Origin of the sequence: Streptomyces sp. NRRL WC-3626 (assembly GCF_000718785.1) — a bacterium.
Classification (GTDB): domain Bacteria; phylum Actinomycetota; class Actinomycetes; order Streptomycetales; family Streptomycetaceae; genus Streptomyces; species Streptomyces edwardsiae.
Genome location: NZ_JOCA01000031.1, coordinates 45,330 through 62,930 on the forward strand (window position 1 = coordinate 45,330; position 17,601 = coordinate 62,930).

A 17,601-nucleotide genomic window follows, 5' to 3' on the forward strand; every position below is an offset into this window, starting at 1 on the left:
GATGACCGTGGGGGTGCGGGCGCGTGTGGGACGGGCCCGTACCAGGCGACACGGGTGCGCTGCGCGCCCGGTACGGACGAGGACGGTTCTTGGGCCACGGAGGGGAATCCCGCCGCGTAAAGGCGTACGACGGGGAACTGGGCGCGGCCGTCGAGCGGGCCCAGGAGGGGGACGAGGCCGCCTTCGCCGTGGCCTACCGGTTCGTCCAGCCGGGCCTGCTCGCCTATGTGCGCGGGCTGGTCGGGGACGACGCCGAGGACGTCATGTCGGACGCCTGGCTGGAGATCGCCCGCGATCTGGGGAGGTTCAGGGGCGACGGGGCGGGCTTCAGGGGCTGGACGGCGACCATAGCGAGGCACCGGGCGCTGGACCATCTGCGCCGGCAGCGGGTACGGCCCCGGCCGTCGGCGCTGGAACAGGACGTACTGGACCTGCCCGGACCGCAGAGCACCTACGACCAGGCCATGGAGTCCCTGTCCACCGAGTACGCCCTCGAACTGGTCGGCGGGCTGCCGCGGGACCAGGCCGAGGCCGTGCTGCTGCGGGTGGTCGTCGGCCTCGACGGGCCCGCCGCCGCCCGCGTCCTCGGCAAGCGGCCGGGTGCCGTACGGACGGCCGCGTACCGGGGGCTGAAGCGTCTCGCGCGGCAGCTCGGCCCCGACGGTGTGACGGATGAGGCCTCGCAGACGCTGGGTGAGTCGACATGAACATCGGCCGGGACGGCGGACACGGCGGGCGGCGCGACGGCGTCCGGCCCGGCCCTGCGGCGCCCGGCGGTCCACGACGGCCGCCCAAGGCCGCCGGCTGAACGGGCCGGACATGCGGAACGTATCCGTCGGTCCGGGCGACGCCGCCTCCACGGCCGGCCCGTACGGGTCCGGCGGACCGCGGGTATCCGGTGCAACGAGCAGGAACGGGAACGGACATGGGTGAACGGCAGAACGACGGCGGGCCCGCCGGCCGTCGGCGTGCGCACCCCGAGGGCACGCCGTCCGGCCGCCGGGGCCCGGGTGCCGCCACCGCAGGGCCCGACCTGGAGGCCCTGCTCGCCGCCGCGCTGATACGCGAGGGTGTGGACGTCGGGGCCGAGCAGCGGGCCGTCGCCGCGTTCCTGGCCGCCCGGGAGACGGGGGCGCGGGGCGCGCGCACCCGGCGCCGGGACGACTGGCGGACCCGGGGCGGCCGGCTCGGCCGCCGCTCGCTGAAGGCCACGCTGTCCGTGCTGATCGCCGGTCTCACACTGAGCGGTGTCGCGGTCGCGGGCATCGGCGCGGCGGGTGGCCCGTCCCCGGACGAACCGGCGAGGGACGTCAGCGGCACCCGGGCCCCGTCGTCCGGTACGGCCACCCCGTCGGCCGGCGGCTCCACCACGGCCCCGGAGACCGGCTCCGGCCGCCCCGGCCGTCCCGCCACGGCCAAGGACACCGAGGCCCACTGCCGGGCCTACGACCGGGTGCGGGGCCGGGGCAAGGCGCTGGACTCGGCGGTCTGGAAGCGGCTCGTCGAGGCGGCGGGCGGCGCGGCGGACGTCGGTGCCTACTGCGCCGGGCGGCTGGAAGCGGACGCGCCCTCAGGGCAGCCGGGGAACGAGGGCAACGGCCGGTCCGGGCGGAACGGAAACGGCCCCACCGGCGAGCCGGGCGCCAACACCTTCGGCAACCAAGGCAGTTCGGGCAACCAGGGCAACGGCCCGGCCGGCCCCACGGGGAACCCCGGTGAGCCGGAGAAGTCCGGAAACCCGGGAGCCGGCCGCCCCTGAGCCCGGTGCCGTACGGGACCCCTGGGGCTCGATGCCGGTTTTGAGACCAAGGTTATTCATTTCCGGCCGAAAGGCTTTCGGTACTTTCCGAATGTAGCCACCACTGATCGAGGATGAACTCGGAAGCAGCATGTCCGATTCATCGCGTGGTGGTGCCGAGCACTCCGCTCACGTTCAGGACCTCATGGCACTGGGACGCCTGACGACCTGTGGCCGGGGTACCGGGCTTCGCGCAGGTCACGCTGATGGTCACCGTGTCGTTCTCGGGGATCTCGATGGGAGTGACCCAGTGGTAGTCCTGGTTGCGGAACGTCTCCAGCGCGATCGTGGTGATCTTGCGGTCGCCGAAGCTGATCGTCAGTACGCCCTCGTCGCCCTGGAAGTTGGCGACGACGATGTCGGTGACGCCGAAGACACTGTCCGCGGGCACCTTGTACGTGCCGGCCTCGGTCCGGCCCGTGCCCGTCTTCAGGTCGATCGTCTCCGAGTGCTGCGCGCCGCCGGCCGCCGTACCGCCCCCGGCCGAGGAGGCGCTGCCGTCGCCGCCCGTGCCGGGCGCCGCGGCCCCCGACTCCTGGCCGCCGCCCCCGGGCCGGCTGTCGGCCCCGGTGCCCGGAGCCCCTCCGCCGGCCTCCTGCTCACCGGCCGGTGTCGGCCGGGGCCGGACCGCCTCGGTGGCCGCCTCCTCGGCGGCGCTGCGCACCGCCGGACGGACCAGTGTGAACCAGGCGAGCAGCAGCGCGAGCAGCGCGGCGAGCAGGATCAGCAGCCACTTCGGGAAGATCGGGATCTGGACGAACTCCGCGTCCAGCGGCGGCTGTACGACGGGATCGCCGGCGCGCGCCTGCGCCGTCTCCTCCTGCTCGACGGCCTCCGTGGTGTCCATCGTGAACGGCCACACCACGGGGTTGCCGAACCACACCGGCTTGGCGGTACGGACCCGCAGCCGGACCTCCGCCGACTCGCCGGGCTCCAGCTTCGGCTGCGCCGGGTCGAAGGCGAACGCCAGCTCCTCGCCCGCCTGTCCGGGGGTGAAGCGCACCCGCACCGGGGTGTTGCCCTGGTTGCGTACGGCCAGCAGGTAGCGGCCGCGCAGCCAGCCGCGCCGGCGGCGCGGGGACAGCTCGGTCCGCAGTTCGTGGAACTCCCCGACGTGCACGGTGGTTTCGAGGACCCGTACCGCGTCGGGGTGCTCGTTCGGCAGCACCCGCACCCCGAGGGGCATCTCGCCGGCCCGGATCTCCGGGGAACGCGGCGGCTCCAGCCGGAGCGTCACCGTCTCGGAGGTGCCGGGATACAGGGAGACGCGCGCCGGTTCGACCGTGGTCCACGCGGCGCAGTCCCCGACCACCGTCAGGTCGTACGCCTCGACGATGTCGCTGTCGTTGCGCACGGTCAGCGTGGTGGTGGCGATGTCGCCCGGAGTCACCGTCACGGCCGGGATGTCGAGGCCGGGCGCACCGGGACCGGAAGAGGCTGCGGAAGGCGTCACGCCCTCACCGTAGGAGCCCGCCCGGGAGTACGGCGAGGAACGCGAGGGCAATGTGCGGGCAGTGACGGTGCCCGGACAGCCGCGGGCAACTCACTTGTAACGGCGGCCTCTTGATGTGGCGAGCCGCCTCCCGCGCACCACCCCGCCTGTGATCACCTCACGTTCTCCCCGTCACCTCCCACCGACTCATGCGAAGCAGGTAGCCGTGTTCCGCGCCGAAGAGATCCGACCCGAACTGTCCGACACCTCACCGCCCGGCCCCGTCCGGACCGGCTGGATCCACCGCACCCCACCCGACGGACCTCCGCCCCGGGTGACCCTGGCCGTCTACGCCGCCGACCCGGTGCTGCGGGTGGGCGTCGTCCAGCAGTTACGGCACCGGCCCGAGGTCGACCTGGTCGACGCCGACGACATGGGCTCGGCCCGGGTGTCCCTGGTGGTCGCCGACACCGTCGACGACGACGTGGCCGCCCTGCTGGGCCGGCTGCGGCACAACGGCGCCACCCGCACCGGCCTGGTGATCGGCACCCTCGGGGCCGGCGGGCTGCAGCGTGTCATCGAGTGCGGGGTCGCCGCGGTGCTGCGCCGCGCCGAGGCCGATCAGGACCAGCTGCTGCGCCTGGTCCTGGCCACCGGCAACGGCGAGGGCATGCTCCCCGGCGATCTGCTGGGTGAACTCCTCAACCACGTCGGCAGCCTGCAGCGTTCCGCACTCGACCCCGGGGCGCTGTCCCTGTCCACCCTCACCACGCGCGAGGCGGACATGCTGCGGCTGGTGTCGGAGGGCCTGGACACGGCGGAGATAGCCCGCAAGACCTCGTACTCCGAACGCACCGTCAAGAACGTCCTGCACGAGGTCATCACCCGGCTGCAACTGCGCAACCGGGCCCACGCCGTGGGCTACGCGCTGCGCAACGGGCTGATCTGAGGGACCGGCCGGGCGCCCCCGCCGACGACGCCGGGGAACCCCGCGCTGCCCGAAAGCACACCCCGCGCTTCCCCCGGGTGCGGCCCCGCCGCCCTGCCGCCGTGCGCGCGGCCGGTGCACGGTGGGCGAGGGCACATCCAGCTGCCGCACCAGACCGCGAAGGGGACCCGATGGAATCCGCTGGCTCCGGCGGGCGGTACCGCCTGGGGAGACTCGGCATGTCGCTGCTGCTGTTCCTCCCGCTGCTCGGGGTGACGGCGGCGGCCGGTCCGGGCAATGCCGAACCGGGGGACACGGACGCGGCGGACGCCGCGCAGACCCGGATCACCTACGCCGGCACCGGACACCGCAGTCTCGGCGGCGTCGCCTCCACCACCTCCAGCCCCGCCCTGTTCGGTGAGGGCCCGGCCCACTACGACGTACAGCCGTCCGCCGTCGGCGACCAGCTGGTCTTCGCCTCCCGGCGGGACGAGAAGAACCCGCAGATCTATCTGCGGGCCGCCGGCGGTTCCGTACGGCGGCTCACCACCGGCATGGACGCCGCGCACCCCCAGCTGACGCCCGACGGAGAGTCCGTGGTGTTCGACGCGGGCGAGGGGGCGCAGCGCGACCTGTGGCTGGTGAGCACCGACGGCGGTGCTCCGACCCGGCTCACCGACACCCCGGCCGACGAGACCGACCCGGCGGTCTCCCCCGACGGGGAGCGCATCGCGTACGTGTCCGACGCCGACCCGGTGGCCGGCCGGCAGATCCACGTACGGGACCTGAGCGGCGGTGCCGCCACCCGGCTCACCGGCTCCGCGGGCGGTACGGCCTCCGAGCCGGCGTGGAACCCGGTCGACGACGACGTCAACCGGGACTGGATCGCCTACACCGTCACCACGACCGAGGACGGGCGGTCCGTGTCCCGGCTGCGGATCACGAACGGGGCCGCCGACGAGCCGCTGTTCGCGGGGGTGGCGGCCAACTGGCGTGCCCACGGGGCGTCGTGGCTGCCCGACGGGGACGGGCTGGTGTTCCTCAGTCCCGAGATCACCTGCGAGTGCGAGGGCGACTGGGACCATGTGTTCCGGTCCACCGCCCACTCCGACCAGGTTCCCTCGCTGGTGCTCAACGAGGACCGGGACGTCCTCTCGCCCACCTGGCTCGGCGCCGTCGACGGCGGCCGTGCGGTCGTCGAGCGCACCTCCGCGGCCGGCCCGCACGTGGCGACGCTCCAGGACATCCGGGCGGACGGCTCCGACCCCCGCGACCTCGGGCCGACGATCCTGACCGAGGACCCCGCGGCCGACACCAACACCGATCCCGCCAAGGACCCCCTCTTCCAGCCGGGCCCCGGCTACGACCCCTGGACGGAGCGGCAGAACTACACGCCCGACGGCCGCCGGATCGTCGTCACCCGCTTCGAGGGCGAGGCCGGACAGCGGAGCCAGCGGATCTGGACGGTCGACGCCGACGGCTTCAACGCGGCACCCATGGACCTCGCGGGCCGCGCCGCCACCGACTGGGACACCGACCCGACGTTCTCCCCGGACGGCACCCGCCTCGCCTTCACCCGTGTCTCGCCGGGCGCCGTCGGCGGGGCGGGCCGCATCCTCGTCGCCGACGTCGCCGACGGCGCGATCACCGGCGAGATCGTCCCGCCGGCCGGAGAGCTCACCGGCCGGGACGCCCAGCCCACCTGGTCCTCCGACGGCGCCACCCTGGCCTTCACCCGCGCCGAGGAGATCGACGGCAGGGGCGGCAACAAGCACGTGTGGACCGTGCCGGTGGACGACCTGACCGACCAGAACGACCTGAGCGAGACCCACTGCCCCGGCGACTGCGAGGTCATCGACGACAGCCCCGCCTTCTCCCCGGACGGGCGCGGTGTCGCGTTCAACCGCAAGAACGGGGCCGGCCGGATCGACGAGCGGAACGGCATCCTGCTCACCTCCCCGACCGGCGACACCTGCCAGGTCCTCCTGCCGGCCGCCGCCCGCGGTGTGCCCGGCGCCTGCGACCGGGAACTGCCGGACACCACCGTCACCGGACCGCACCAGCCCCGCGACGCCGCCTGGACCGCCGACGGCAAGGGGCTCGTGTTCAGCTCCCGCGCCGAGGCCGCCGGCAACAGCCCCGAGAAGCTGAGCCTCCTCGACATCGCCTCCGGCGGCCTCACCCCGCTCACCGCCGGTCTCGCGGGACGGCAGAAGGAACCCTCCGTCCAGCAGTCCGTGGACCTCGCCGTCCGGGCACCCGGCAGCACGCCGCAGGTCACCGTCGGCGACACCGTCACGGTCACCGTCGACGTGGTCGACAACGGCCCCGCCGCCTCCCCCGGCACCCGGCTCACCATCGCCCCGCCGCCCGGCGTCCGGGTCACCCGGATCACCCCGCCCGACGGCACCTGCGACGCCGCGTCCCTGGAGTGCGACCTCGGTGTGGTGGAGCCCGGCGCCACCGTCCCGGTACAGGTCACGCTCACCGGCCTCGTCCCCGGCGACGCACCGGTCGACTGGTCGGTCACCGGTACGGTCATCGACCCGCAGCCCGGCGACAACGCGGGCCGGACCGTGGTGCCGGTCGTCGAGGCGACCCCCACGCCCACGCCCACCCCGACCCCCACGCCCACCCCGACCCCCACGCCGCCCGCGCCCCCCGCCCCGACTCCCACGCCCACCGTGCCCCCGGAGCCGGCGGCACCCGAGGCCGGTCCCGGGGTACGGGTCACCGCCCAGCCGAACCCCGGCTATGTCGGCGGCCGGGTCGTGGTCACGTACACCGTCCGCAACGGCCGTAACGCCCTCGCCACCGGACTGCGGCTGCGCATCGGCCTGCCCGCCGGCATCCCCCGCGGCGGCACGCCGGCCGGCTGCGACCGCGACCTCGAGTGCGCGCTGCCCGACCTCACGCCGGGCGCCAGCACCGTCGTACGGGTCGTGCTCAGGCCCGACAGGGCGCTGACCGGACAGGTCACCGGCCGCCTCACCACCACCGGCACGGACGCCGACCGGAGCGACAACACCGCCCGGCAGCGGCTGCGCATCCTGCAGCCGCGCATCGTCGCCGTGCCGGAGATCGGCAAGCCCGGCTTCGTCACCTCCGTACGCGGCAAGGACTTCCCGCCGGGCGTGCCGGTGCGGTTCACGTGGAAGCCGGGGATCACCGCGGCCGCCGCGCCGACCGTCCCGCTCGCGGACGGCACGTTCATCGGCCAGCTGCTCATCCTCGCCAAGGACCAGACCGGACCCCGCGTCATCACGGCGAGCGGCCCCGGATTCTCCCCGGTGAAGACCGACTTCCTGGTCGTCAACGGCAGTGTGCAGCCGCCGGACGAGGTGACCCGCCGGTGATCCACGAGGTCGACGAGGGGCTGCGCAGGCTGCTCGCCGAAAGCGGCCTGGAGGCGTCGGGCGTCGACGTCGTCTTCGACGCCCCCACCCGTGACTGGGCGGCCCGGCGCAGCGCCCCGACCGTCTGCGTCTTCCTGTACGACATCCGGGAGGACGCCCTGCGGCGCGGCGCCGGCGCCGGGGAGGTGTACGACGAGGACGGGCACGTCGTCGCCCGGCGCTCCCCGCCGCGCTGGTTCCAGCTGACGTACCTCGTCACGGCGTGGGCGAGCCGCCCGCAGGACGAACACCGGCTGCTGTCGCAGGTGCTCGGCACCCTGGTGGCGTACGACGTGCTGCCCCCGGCGCTGCTCACCGGCTCGCTCGGCGAACTCGGCCTGACCGTGGGCCTGGACGCCGCCGGGACCGGCATGGACGCGCCGGCCGCCGCCGACGTGTGGTCGGCCCTCGGCGGAGAGCTGAAGGCGTCCCTCGGGGTGCGGGTGCGGGCGCCCCTCGCCGGGGTGACCCGGGTCGCCGCACCGCCGGTCACCGAGGGACTCGTCGTCCGCACCGCCGCCGCCCGCGAGGGCGAACAGGCGGGCCCCGGGCGCCGGTTGCGGTACACCGAGGTCGGCGACCCCGGCGCGGACGGCTTCACCGGCCCGCGTGAACGCCCGCCGGCCCCGGCCCGGCGCCGCCGCAAGGGAGACCGCCAGCCGTGACACACACCGAGGAGCCCGCGCTCTGGACACGGCTCGGGGCGGTCGAGCGGCGGGTGCGGGAGGCCGTGGCCGTACGGCGGGACGCCGACCCGGACCCGGACGACCCCTACCGCGGCCAGTACCTCACCCCGGAGGCGGCGGCGCGGATCCTGGACGAGCCGGGCGGCCTCGACGTACCCGCGCGGGAGCCCTGGCAGCCGCCGGACGGATCCGGACTCGACACGCTCGCACGGCGGTTCGGGCTGTCTCCGCTCGACCTGGATCTGCTGCTGGTGGCCCTGGCGCCCGACCTGGACGCCCGGTTCGAGCGGCTCTACGGCTACCTCAACGACGACCTGACCCGGCGCCGGCCCACCGTCGGGCTCGCACTGGAACTCTGCGGGCTCGGCGGGGCGTCGCCCGCCCGGTTCCGGCTCGCCCCCGGGGCACCGCTGATCGCGGGCGGTCTGCTGGAGATCACCGAACCGGAACGGCCCCCGCTGTCGCGCGTGCTGACGGTCCCCGACCGGGTCACCGCCCACCTCCTGGGCGACCCGACACCCGACGCCCGGCTCACGGGAGTGCTCGGCGAGGTCCTGGAGGACCCCACCGCCGAGCCGGTGGAGGTCCGCCGGGCGGCCGCCGCGGCCGGTCTCGTCCATCTGCGCAGCCGGGGCGGCGACGCCGAGGGGCTGGCCGTCGCGGCCCTGCGCACGGCGGGCCGGGACCCGCTGGTCCTGGACCCGGCGGCGCTCACCCGCCGCCCGTCCGACCTGCCGGCACTGGCCCGCGTCCTCGCCCTCGAGGCCCGCCTGACCGGCGCGGGCGTGGTGCTCGGACCGCTGGCGGCCCTGCCCGGCGAACCCGGCGAACGCTCCCGCACGCTCCGGACCCTCTGCACCGAACTCCGGGGCATCCCCCTCTACACCCACGACGCGACACCCTGGGACCCCACCTGGGCCCCCGACACCCCCGTCACCCTCACGGTCCCGCCCCCGGCGCCGGAACGCCAGGCAGCCCGGTGGCACCATGCGCTCACCAGGGCCGCGCAGGCGGCCGGGACCTCGCACCGGCCCGCCGACGACGCCGGGTCACCGAGCCCGGCGACCGCCGGCCCGGTCGCACCCGGGCCGCGTCGGCCCGTCGATCCCCTCGGTGACGTCGAGGCGCTCGCGCGAGCCGTCGCCGCGCATCGGCTGGACGCCGGGCAACTGCGCCGGGCCGCCGACGTGGCGGTGCGCACGGCCGCGCTCGACGGACGCCCCGTCGGACCGGACGATCTGCGGGGCGCCGTCCGCGCCCAGAACGGCGCGGGCCTCGACCGGCTCGCCCGGCGGGTGGAACCGGGGGTCGGCTGGGACGACCTCGTGCTGCCGCCCACCACCCACCGGCGGCTGCGGGAGCTCGCACTGCGCGCCCGCCACCGTGAGCAGGTGCTCGGACAGTGGGGGATGCGGCCCGGCGGCGGCCGGGGGCGCGGCGTCATCGCGCTGTTCGCCGGCGAGTCCGGCACCGGCAAGACCATGTCCGCCGAGGTCGTCGCCGCGGACCTCGGCATGGACCTGTACGTCGTCGACCTGTCCACGGTCGTCGACAAGTACGTCGGGGAGACCGAGAAGAACCTGGAGCGCATCTTCACCGAGGCCTCCGCGGTCAACGCGGTGCTGCTCTTCGACGAGGCCGACGCGATCTTCGGCAAACGCTCGGAGGTGAAGGACGCCCACGACCGGCACGCCAACATCGAGTCGGCTTATCTGCTCCAGCGCATGGAGTCGTTCGACGGGATCGCCGTACTGACCACCAACCTGCGCGCCAACCTGGACGAGGCGTTCACCCGCCGTCTGGACGTCGTCGCGGACTTCCCCATGCCGGACGCCGGCCAGCGGCTCGCCCTGTGGGACCGGTGCCTGGGCGACCGGCTGCCCCGCTCCGACGACCTCGACCTCGCCTTCTGCGCGGACCGCTTCGAACTCGCCGGCGGCTCCATCCGCGCCTGCGCGGTCACCGCGGCCTACCTTGCCGCGGAGTCCGGCAAACCGCTCACCATGCGGCAGACGGTGACCGCGATCGCCCAGGAGTACCGCAAGCTCGGACGGCTGCTCCTGGAGAGCGAGTTCGGGCCCTACACGGCGGAGGCGGCCGGGGCGTGAGACGACCCGTCCGGGGTCAGGACTTGACCCGCATCGTGGCGTTGGCGAGATCCACGGTGCCCGGCAGCATCGCCTGCGGACGCAGCAGGTCCTTGAGGAGGAACCTCATCAGCTCCTGGCCGGACATGTTCTTCAGCCGCCCCGCCAGCGCGGGGTTGACGTCCTCCATGCGCATGATCTCCAGCACCGCGCGGTCCACCAGGCCGGGAATGATGTCCTTGCCCCTGAGGGTGTTGGAGCGGAGCCGCTCCTTGTACTGCTTCTGCCCGGCGCCGGAGCCGTAGGTCATCGTGCTGTGCTCGTCCGCCGCGGCCTGGGCCATGGAGAGGAGGATCTGGCTCGCCCGGATCGGGTCCTGTTCCATGCTGCGCCGCTCCCCGAACTTGTCGTAGTCCATCTCCCCCTTGGCGGCTCCGAGGTCGAAGTTCCTCACGGGAAGCGAGAATTCGGCGGGCATCTTCTCCGGGCGGGTGGCCAGCTCGCTCTTGGTGACCGCCGGCTCGGCGGGCTTGGCGTTGATCGTCGGATACTCCCGCTGGGCGAAGTCGCTGAGCATCAGCCAGCCCTGGGACTCCAGGGGCGAGTCCACGAGCGGGATCTCGAAGCGGACCTTTCCGAACCGGGTGTCGCGGAACTCGCTGCCGGGCGCCTCCAGGAAGAAGAAGACGAAGCCCTCGTTCGCGAGTACGTGGGTGTCGTAGCCCTCGGAGTTGTTCGGCGCCTCGGGGTCCGCCTTCAGCAGCTCCGTCTTCGACTTGATGTGGCCCGCCTGCTTCAGCTGCTCCGCGCGCTCCTCGTCCTTGGTGTAGTGGACCAGCACGCTCTGCCGCAGCGCGGCACCCAGCGCCCGTTCGACGCCGGCCACCCATTCGTCGCGCCCACGGGTGCTGATCTCGTTGGCCATACCGGCCCGGTTCAGCTCGGACAGCTCGCGGAAGTAGCTCGGCCCGCTCATGGCGAACGCCGCGGCGCTGTCGGCCCAGGCATCCTCACTCCAGAGCATGCCGTTCGCGGTCATCGCCTCGAAGGGGGCGCGGGCCTCCGCGGGGAAGTCGGCGTCCCGGCCGATCTGTTCGGTCACCCGGTCGTTCTCGGCCTTCAGGGCCGTGCGGGCCGCGGTCAGGAAGGTCCTGGCGGACGCGGTCTCCCGTTCGGGCCTGCCTTCCAGGTTCTCCTCGGCGCCGCTGACCGCCAGCAGCAGCCCGACCACCTGCTGCGCGCAGTACATGGGGTCCCGCTTGGGATCACGGTCGTACTCCGCGATGGCCCGGCGGATGTCCGCCAGTTCCCGGGACTCCTGGGCGGGGGCGCGCGAGAAGGACTTGAGGAAGGACGACAGCGACGTGCCGCCGGCCCCGGCGGCCGGCAACTGGCCCGAGAGTTCCTCCGTGCCCTTGCGCTGGATCACCGCCGCGCCGCGGGCCGCGGGCGCCGCCGTGTCCGCCTCGGCCCGCTGCACGGGCGCGGGGCCCGCCATCACGCGGTGCGCGTTCGCCTCCGCCTCCCGTTCGAAGCGGTCGGCGGGGTCGCTGATGCGCAGGCCGTCGCCGTGGTCCGTGCCCGCGACGGGACCCTGCCGTTGCTGCACGACATGGGTGAGTTCATGGGCGAGGGTGTGTTTGTCGCCGCCGCCGTCACCGAGGACGACATGGCTGCCCGAGGTGTAGGCACGGGCGCCGATGGCGCGGGCCGAGCGGGCGGCAAAGGGGCCGGTGTGCAGCCGTACGGCGGAGAAGTCGGCCCGGAAACGGGCCTCCATCTCCTGGCGTACCGCTCCGGCGAGCGGTGTGCCGCCCGACTTCAGGACCTCGTCCACCCCGGTGTCCCCCTGCTCCGGGGTGGGCGCGGGACGGACACGGCGGGCGATCATACGGGTCACGGCCGCGTTGCCCGCCTCGCGCTGGGCGGCGCGCAGCGCGCCGGCGGTGAGCGGCGGCGGCACGGCGGCGCTCCGGGAGGTCTCCCGCAGGGCGGGGGACCGGTCGTCGCGCCCCTTCTGCCGGGTTTTGGCCCGCACGGTGCGCGGCTTGGGCGTCTGCACCACGTGCCTCCTCGTCCGTACACCTCCGCGGCTGCTCCAGCAGACCGCGCGGACGGCCGCCGCGTCCAGAGCCGCGCGGGCAGCGCGCGGGCAGCGCCGGGCGGCGGCGGGGCTGTCCGGCCGCCCGGAAAGGCAGCGGTCTTGCCCCTGTTCAGGGCCGCGCGTCCCTCCCGTCCCCTCGGGGGCCCCGCGCAGACTCGGCCTGGACACAGGTGACCGCAAGGACGTTAAGGAGCGAGCATGCCGACGTACCTCACCCCGGGCGTGTACGTGGAGGAGGTGCAGTCCGGTGCCCGGCCGATCGAAGGGGTCGGCACGGCCGTCGCCGCGTTCGTCGGCTTCGCCGAGAAGGGCCCGTTCCACGCGCCGACGCTGGTCACCAGCTGGGACCAGTACTCCCAGCTGTTCGGTGGCTTCACCGAGGGCACCTATCTGGCCCACGCGGTCTACGGCTACTTCTCCAACGGCGGCGGCGCCGCGTACGTGGTGCGCATCGGCGGGTCTGCCGAGGACACCTCCGCCCCGGCGGCCGGCAGCGGCAACGGCAGGCAGCGCGGGGGCGACCGGGCCGTACAGCCCGTGGAAGTCGGCGGTTTCCTGATCGCGGCGAAGCCCGGTGTCACCGGGGTGTCGGTGGAGGTCGCCGACGCGGACGGCGAGAACCCGCCCGAGGACCGCTTCAAGGTCCTCGTCCGGCGCGGCGAGCAGGTCGTGGAGACGTACGAGGCCTCCACCCGCAAGAACGTCAAGGGGTACCTGGTCACCCAGGCCCGCGCCTCCGAACTGATCGAGGTCACCGAGCAGCGCGGCGCCGGCACCGCCAAGCCCGCCGCGGGCACGGTGGCGGTCCCCGACGCCCCGGCCGCCCCGGCCGCGACGGCAGCCCGCCTCGACCCCTCCGAGTACGTCGGCGACGCCGGCGCCCGCACCGGGTTCGGCGGGCTCGAGACCATCGACGAGATCACCATGGTCGCGGTGCCGGACCTCATGGGCGCCTACCAGCGCGGTGACATCGACGCCGAGGGCGTACGCACCGTGCAGCTCGCCGTCATCTCGCACTGCGAGCAGATGGGCGACCGGGTCGCCGTGCTCGACTCCCCGCCCGGCCTGTCCGCCCAGCAGGTGCGCACCTGGCGCAACGACGAGGCCGGCTACGACTCCCGCTACGCCACCCTGTACTACCCGTGGGTGCGGGTCTTCGACCCGGCCCTCGGCCGCAACACCACCGTCCCGCCGAGCGGCCACGTCGCCGGTGTGTGGGCCCGCAGCGACGCCGAACGCGGTGTGCACAAGGCCCCCGCCAACGAGGTCATCCGTGGCGCGGTCGACCTGGAACTGCGGCTCAGCAAGGGCGAGCAGGACCTCCTCAACCCCATCGGCGTGAACTGCGTCCGCGCCTTCCCCGGCCGCGGCATCCGCATCTGGGGCGCCCGCACCCTCTCCTCCGACCCGGCCTGGCGCTACCTCAACGTGCGCCGCCTGTTCAACTACCTGGAGGAGTCCATCCTGCTCGGCACCCAGTGGGTGGTGTTCGAGCCGAACGACGACCGCCTGTGGTCGAGCATCCGCCGCAACGTCACCGCGTTCCTCCAGGAGGAATGGCGCCGGGGCGCCCTGTTCGGCCGCACCGCCGACGAGGCGTTCTACGTGAAGTGCGACCGCGACAACAACCCGCAGGAGTCCATCGACCAGGGCCGGGTCGTCTGCGAGATCGGCGTCGCGCCGGTCAAGCCCGCGGAGTTCGTGGTGTTCCGGCTGGCCCAGTTCTCCGACACCACCAGTCTCATCGACGAGTGACCCGCGGGTCAGCAAGGGAAGGTTGACAGACAGTCATGGCAACGGGCGACGCTCTTTCCACCCACGTCTTCGGCGTGCAGCTCGGCGGATACCTGGTCGAGTCGATCCAGGAGATCAGCGGGTTCACCGTCGAGGAGGATGTCGTCGAGGTCAAGCAGGTGACCTCCGAGGGCAAGCAGATCATCCGCAAGCAGCCGGGAGCCCGGCAGGCCGGCGAGATCACGATCACCCGGGGACTCGACCAGAGCAGCGAGTTCACCAAGTGGATCAAGGAGACCCTGAACAACGGGGCCGTGAACTCCGCACGCCAGAACCTCACGATCGAGATCAAGGACACCGAGGGCAACACGGTCCGCCGTATCCAGCTGCTGCAGGGCTGGGCCTCCAAGTGGGAGGGCCCGTCGCTGAAGGCGGGCGAGTCCTCCCCGGCCACCGAGTCCGTCACGATCGTGTTCGAGGAGATCGTCGTCGAATGAGGCGTCGTACGGTGACGGCGGGCAACCTGGAGGAACTCCTCCAGGCGACGGCGCCCGCCCCGGCGTCGGAGCAGTCGGCGGCGGACACCCCGGCCGCGGCCGCCCCGCCGCGCCGGGAGGAGCACGGGCTGCGCACCGAGTTCGAGTTCGAGCTGCCGCGCGGCTATGTGGACGACGACGGCACGGTGCACCGGCACGGCACGATGCGCCTGGCCACCGCCCGCGACGAACTGCGGCCCCAGATCGATCTGCGGGTCAAGGAGAACCCGGCGTATCTGAGCGTGGTGCTGCTGAGCCAGGTGATCACCCGGCTCGGCGGTATCACCGATGTGCACGCCGGGGTCGTGGAGCGGATGTACGCCACCGACGTCGCCTTCCTCCAGGACTTCTACCGCCGTGTCAACAGCGAGGGCCACACCCGCGCGGCGGTGACCTGCCCGCACTGCGAGGGCGCCTTCGAGGTCGACCTCTCGGGTGGGCGCCTGGGGGAATCGTGACGTACGCGCTTCCCCGGCTGCGGGAGGAGATCGCGTACGTCGCCTACCACTTCCACTGGGGGCGCGAGGAGATCCTCGACCTCACCCACGGCGAACGGCAGCAGTGGGTGGCCGAGATCGCCCGGATCAACACGCGCATGAACGAAGGCGGTTGAGCACATGGCATGGCGGGACAGGCTGCGCCGCCGGGCCGCGGAGCGGCCGGCGGCCGGCAGGTCCGGCGACTTTGGCGATTCCGGTCCGACGGACGTGGACCGGGACGTGAACGACGTCCCGGCCGCCGTCGTGCCCGCCGACTGGGACGGCGGCTGGCGCCGCACCACCGCGCCCCCGCTCACCGTCTCCCGCGCCCCGCTGGGCGTGAGCGACGGCCTCACCTTCCGCGCGGGCCTCGCCGCCTGGCAGAACCCGGCCTTCGACACGGGCCTCGGCCACGCGGTGCTCCCCGACGCCCCGACGGGAATGGTCCGGGGGATCACCCGCCCGGCCACCCCACTCGCCACCAGCACCGGCGGGGGCCCACTGCTGCTCCGCGCGGTGCGGCGGGAGGGGGACGGCGCGGAGCATGATGCGCAGGGCGCGGCACGACCGCGTCCGGTACGACCGGACACGGCCCCCCGCCCGGACAGCACGGCCCCGGCGACTCCGGTCGCCCGACGGACGCGCTCGTCCGGTACGGGGGCTCCGGGCGCGGCGCCCTCGGCCCCCGGAACCTCGCGATCCGGGTCCACGGGCTCCGGGCCCTCCGGTCCGGCACGATCCGGTCCGGCGCCCACGGGCTCCGGGTCACCGAAATCGCCCGGCCCGACGCCCACAGGTTCCGGGTCACCGGAACCGCCCGGTCCGGCGCCCTCGCGGCCCACCCCCTCGAAGCCCGGCTCCTCCGGTGCGGGACGGCCGGCTGCGCCGTCGTCGGGTTCCGGCTCCTCCGGTACGAGGCCGTCCGGCTCGGTGCCGTCGGGTTCCGGGGATTCCGGCACAGGGGTGACCGGTCCGGCCTCCTCGCGCTCGGAGGCACTCGGCTCGGCACCTTCCGGACCTCGGGTCATCGGTGGGCAGACGTCAGGCCGGGCGTCCTCGGGTTCCGGTGCGCCCGTGGTGGCCCGTTCCACGGACGGCTCCCACGGCACTCCGGACAGCGGCGCCCCGGCGTCTCGTGGCCTCACGTCCACGACGTCCCCTGCCGTGCTCTCCTCGGCACCTCCCGCTGTGCAACGAGCCGTGACATCGGACGGCGGCACTCCGGTAGTGGAACCTTCCGATCCCGCCCGCCCGCCGACCACTTCACCGATTCCGCTCGTACGACGCGTCTCCGTGATCCCCGGTACGCCCGCCTCCTCGCGTGCGCCGTCCGCGCAGCGCGCCGCCACGGAGGCGGGACGCGAACGGAGTGGTGATCGACCGGGGAAATCCCAGGTATCCGGCGCCGAGCCGTCTCGCCCGGTCGCCCGATCACGTTCGGCGGGACCCCGCTTGACGGTCGCCCGCCGCGTGGCGGGACCCACCCGCCGCGTCGCAGCCATCACCCCGGCGCGGGGCCACTCCGCGCCCCCCGCAGCCGCGGACAACCGCTCGCACGCCGCAGCCGCGGACCACCACGCGGCAGCTGCGGGCAACTACCCCGCAGCCGCGGACAACTACCCCGCAGCTGCGGGCAATCGTGCCGCTGGGGCGATGGGGGTCCCCCCGCTCGAGCGAAGCCGAGAGTGGGGGAGGGTGGGCGCAGCGGCACCCGGCGAACGCCGGCGAGTGGACCCCCCGACCTCAGCCGCACCCCCCACGCCACACAACCCCGTCCGGCGGACCGGCGACCGCCCCCCGCTGGGAGCCCCGCTGACCGAACTGCCGCCCACGGCGACACCGCCGGCACAGCAGACACCCGCCGAGGGACGACCCGCTCTTCCCATGGTCCAACGCCGGACCGAGGACACGCCCCCCTCCAACACCCCCACGGCGAACCCGAGTGACACCCCCCGCCCCACCCGCCCCCGCACCCGAGGCGGCCTCGGCGCACCCCTGCCCGCGCTACCCCCCAGCGCCGACCAAACCCCCCGCACGACATCCACCCCCCTGCTCGGAACATCCGCCGTCCAGCGCAGCCTCGCAAAAGACCCGGCCCCACCGGTCCCCCCGCCACCGGGTCCCCCCGATCGGCACGCCGACGGACCGGCATGGGCGAGGCCGACCCCGACTCCGGCACCGAAGGGCCCGGCCGACCCCGTCGTACGAACGCCCGCGCCCGCCGGACCAGCGGCAGGGCCCACCCCCGTCGTCGTCGCCCGCGCCGTAGGCCCCGCCCTGGGCGCGACCACCAGGCCCGCCCCGGGCACGGCCCCCCGCACCCTCACGCTGCTCCCCGCCCGCCCCCTCACCCTCAGCACCCACACCCCCGAGGGCGCGACACCCCCCGCCACGCCCCGCACCGGCAACGGCCGCCCCGTCG

At 74.3% G+C, this 17,601-nt stretch carries 12 protein-coding genes; 10 read left to right on the forward strand and 2 right to left on the reverse strand.

Annotation, left to right across the window (positions count from 1 at the left end; translation table 11 throughout):
- Nucleotides 1–89: 89 nt before the first annotated feature.
- Both IF28_RS0133870 and IF28_RS0133875 read left to right on the forward strand, forming a co-directional pair.
- Entirely contained in the window at nucleotides 90–707 is a 618-nt protein-coding gene (locus IF28_RS0133870) for an RNA polymerase sigma factor (protein WP_030228772.1), read from the forward strand.
- Nucleotides 708–925: 218 nt separating this feature from the next.
- Nucleotides 926–1,759 (forward strand): hypothetical protein, encoded by an 834-nt coding sequence (locus IF28_RS0133875; RefSeq protein WP_063829364.1) that lies wholly within the window; start codon nucleotides 926–928, stop codon nucleotides 1,757–1,759.
- 139 nt (nucleotides 1,760–1,898) lie between these two features.
- Here the strand turns inward: IF28_RS0133875 and IF28_RS0133880 are convergent, their stop codons facing one another.
- Nucleotides 1,899–3,251: a hydrolytic protein gene (locus IF28_RS0133880; protein WP_234325403.1), complete on the reverse strand. Its 1,353-nt coding sequence runs from the start codon at nucleotides 3,249–3,251 to the stop codon at nucleotides 1,899–1,901.
- Between the two features lie 205 nt (nucleotides 3,252–3,456).
- On the opposite strand from IF28_RS0133880, the gene IF28_RS0133885 reads away from it, so the two are divergent.
- The 4 genes from IF28_RS0133885 to IF28_RS0133900 all read left to right on the forward strand — a co-directional run bounded on the left by IF28_RS0133885 (nucleotide 3,457) and on the right by IF28_RS0133900 (nucleotide 10,347).
- Nucleotides 3,457–4,179: a helix-turn-helix transcriptional regulator gene (locus tag IF28_RS0133885; protein ID WP_030228778.1), complete on the forward strand. Its 723-nt coding sequence runs from the start codon at nucleotides 3,457–3,459 to the stop codon at nucleotides 4,177–4,179.
- Nucleotides 4,180–4,349: 170 nt separating this feature from the next.
- The gene (locus IF28_RS0133890; RefSeq protein ID WP_037894615.1) at nucleotides 4,350–7,514 is read left to right on the forward strand and encodes a DUF11 domain-containing protein; all 3,165 of its coding nucleotides are present in this window, start codon (nucleotides 4,350–4,352) and stop codon (nucleotides 7,512–7,514) included.
- Entirely contained in the window at nucleotides 7,511–8,218 is a 708-nt protein-coding gene (locus tag IF28_RS0133895) for a DUF4255 domain-containing protein (RefSeq protein WP_030228782.1), read from the forward strand. Before IF28_RS0133890 ends, IF28_RS0133895 begins: the two co-directional genes overlap by 4 nt.
- Nucleotides 8,215–10,347: an ATP-binding protein gene (locus tag IF28_RS0133900; protein WP_030228783.1), complete on the forward strand. Its 2,133-nt coding sequence runs from the start codon at nucleotides 8,215–8,217 to the stop codon at nucleotides 10,345–10,347. Before IF28_RS0133895 ends, IF28_RS0133900 begins: the two co-directional genes overlap by 4 nt.
- A gap of 16 nt (nucleotides 10,348–10,363) precedes the next feature.
- On the opposite strand, the gene IF28_RS40440 is transcribed toward IF28_RS0133900, so the two are convergent.
- Nucleotides 10,364–12,388 (reverse strand): DUF4157 domain-containing protein, encoded by a 2,025-nt coding sequence (locus tag IF28_RS40440; protein WP_420713803.1) that lies wholly within the window; start codon nucleotides 12,386–12,388, stop codon nucleotides 10,364–10,366.
- Between the two features lie 240 nt (nucleotides 12,389–12,628).
- Between IF28_RS40440 and IF28_RS0133910 the strand changes: the two genes are divergently transcribed.
- From IF28_RS0133910 to IF28_RS39590, 4 genes are read left to right on the forward strand one after another with little or no spacing between them, the layout of a single operon-like run.
- Entirely contained in the window at nucleotides 12,629–14,185 is a 1,557-nt protein-coding gene (locus tag IF28_RS0133910) for a phage tail sheath family protein (RefSeq protein WP_030228787.1), read from the forward strand.
- Nucleotides 14,186–14,220: 35 nt separating this feature from the next.
- Nucleotides 14,221–14,661, forward strand: coding sequence for a phage tail protein (locus IF28_RS0133915; RefSeq protein WP_030228789.1), 441 nt, complete (start codon nucleotides 14,221–14,223; stop codon nucleotides 14,659–14,661).
- Nucleotides 14,658–15,158 (forward strand): hypothetical protein, encoded by a 501-nt coding sequence (locus IF28_RS0133920; protein WP_030228791.1) that lies wholly within the window; start codon nucleotides 14,658–14,660, stop codon nucleotides 15,156–15,158. The genes IF28_RS0133915 and IF28_RS0133920 overlap by 4 nt, the downstream gene beginning before the upstream one ends.
- Entirely contained in the window at nucleotides 15,155–15,313 is a 159-nt protein-coding gene (locus IF28_RS39590) for a DUF6760 family protein (protein ID WP_199809079.1), read from the forward strand. The genes IF28_RS0133920 and IF28_RS39590 overlap by 4 nt, the downstream gene beginning before the upstream one ends.
- Nucleotides 15,314–17,601: the final 2,288 nt, after the last annotated feature.

Coding starts and splice junctions, on each gene's coding strand:
- IF28_RS0133915 (WP_030228789.1), top strand. CDS start 14,221: ATGGCAACGGGCGACGCTCTTTCCACCCACGTCTTCGGCGTGCAGCTC.
- IF28_RS0133890 (WP_037894615.1), top strand. CDS start 4,350: ATGGAATCCGCTGGCTCCGGCGGGCGGTACCGCCTGGGGAGACTCGGC.
- IF28_RS0133920 (WP_030228791.1), top strand. CDS start 14,658: ATGAGGCGTCGTACGGTGACGGCGGGCAACCTGGAGGAACTCCTCCAG.
- IF28_RS0133875 (WP_063829364.1), top strand. CDS start 926: ATGGGTGAACGGCAGAACGACGGCGGGCCCGCCGGCCGTCGGCGTGCG.
- IF28_RS0133910 (WP_030228787.1), top strand. CDS start 12,629: ATGCCGACGTACCTCACCCCGGGCGTGTACGTGGAGGAGGTGCAGTCC.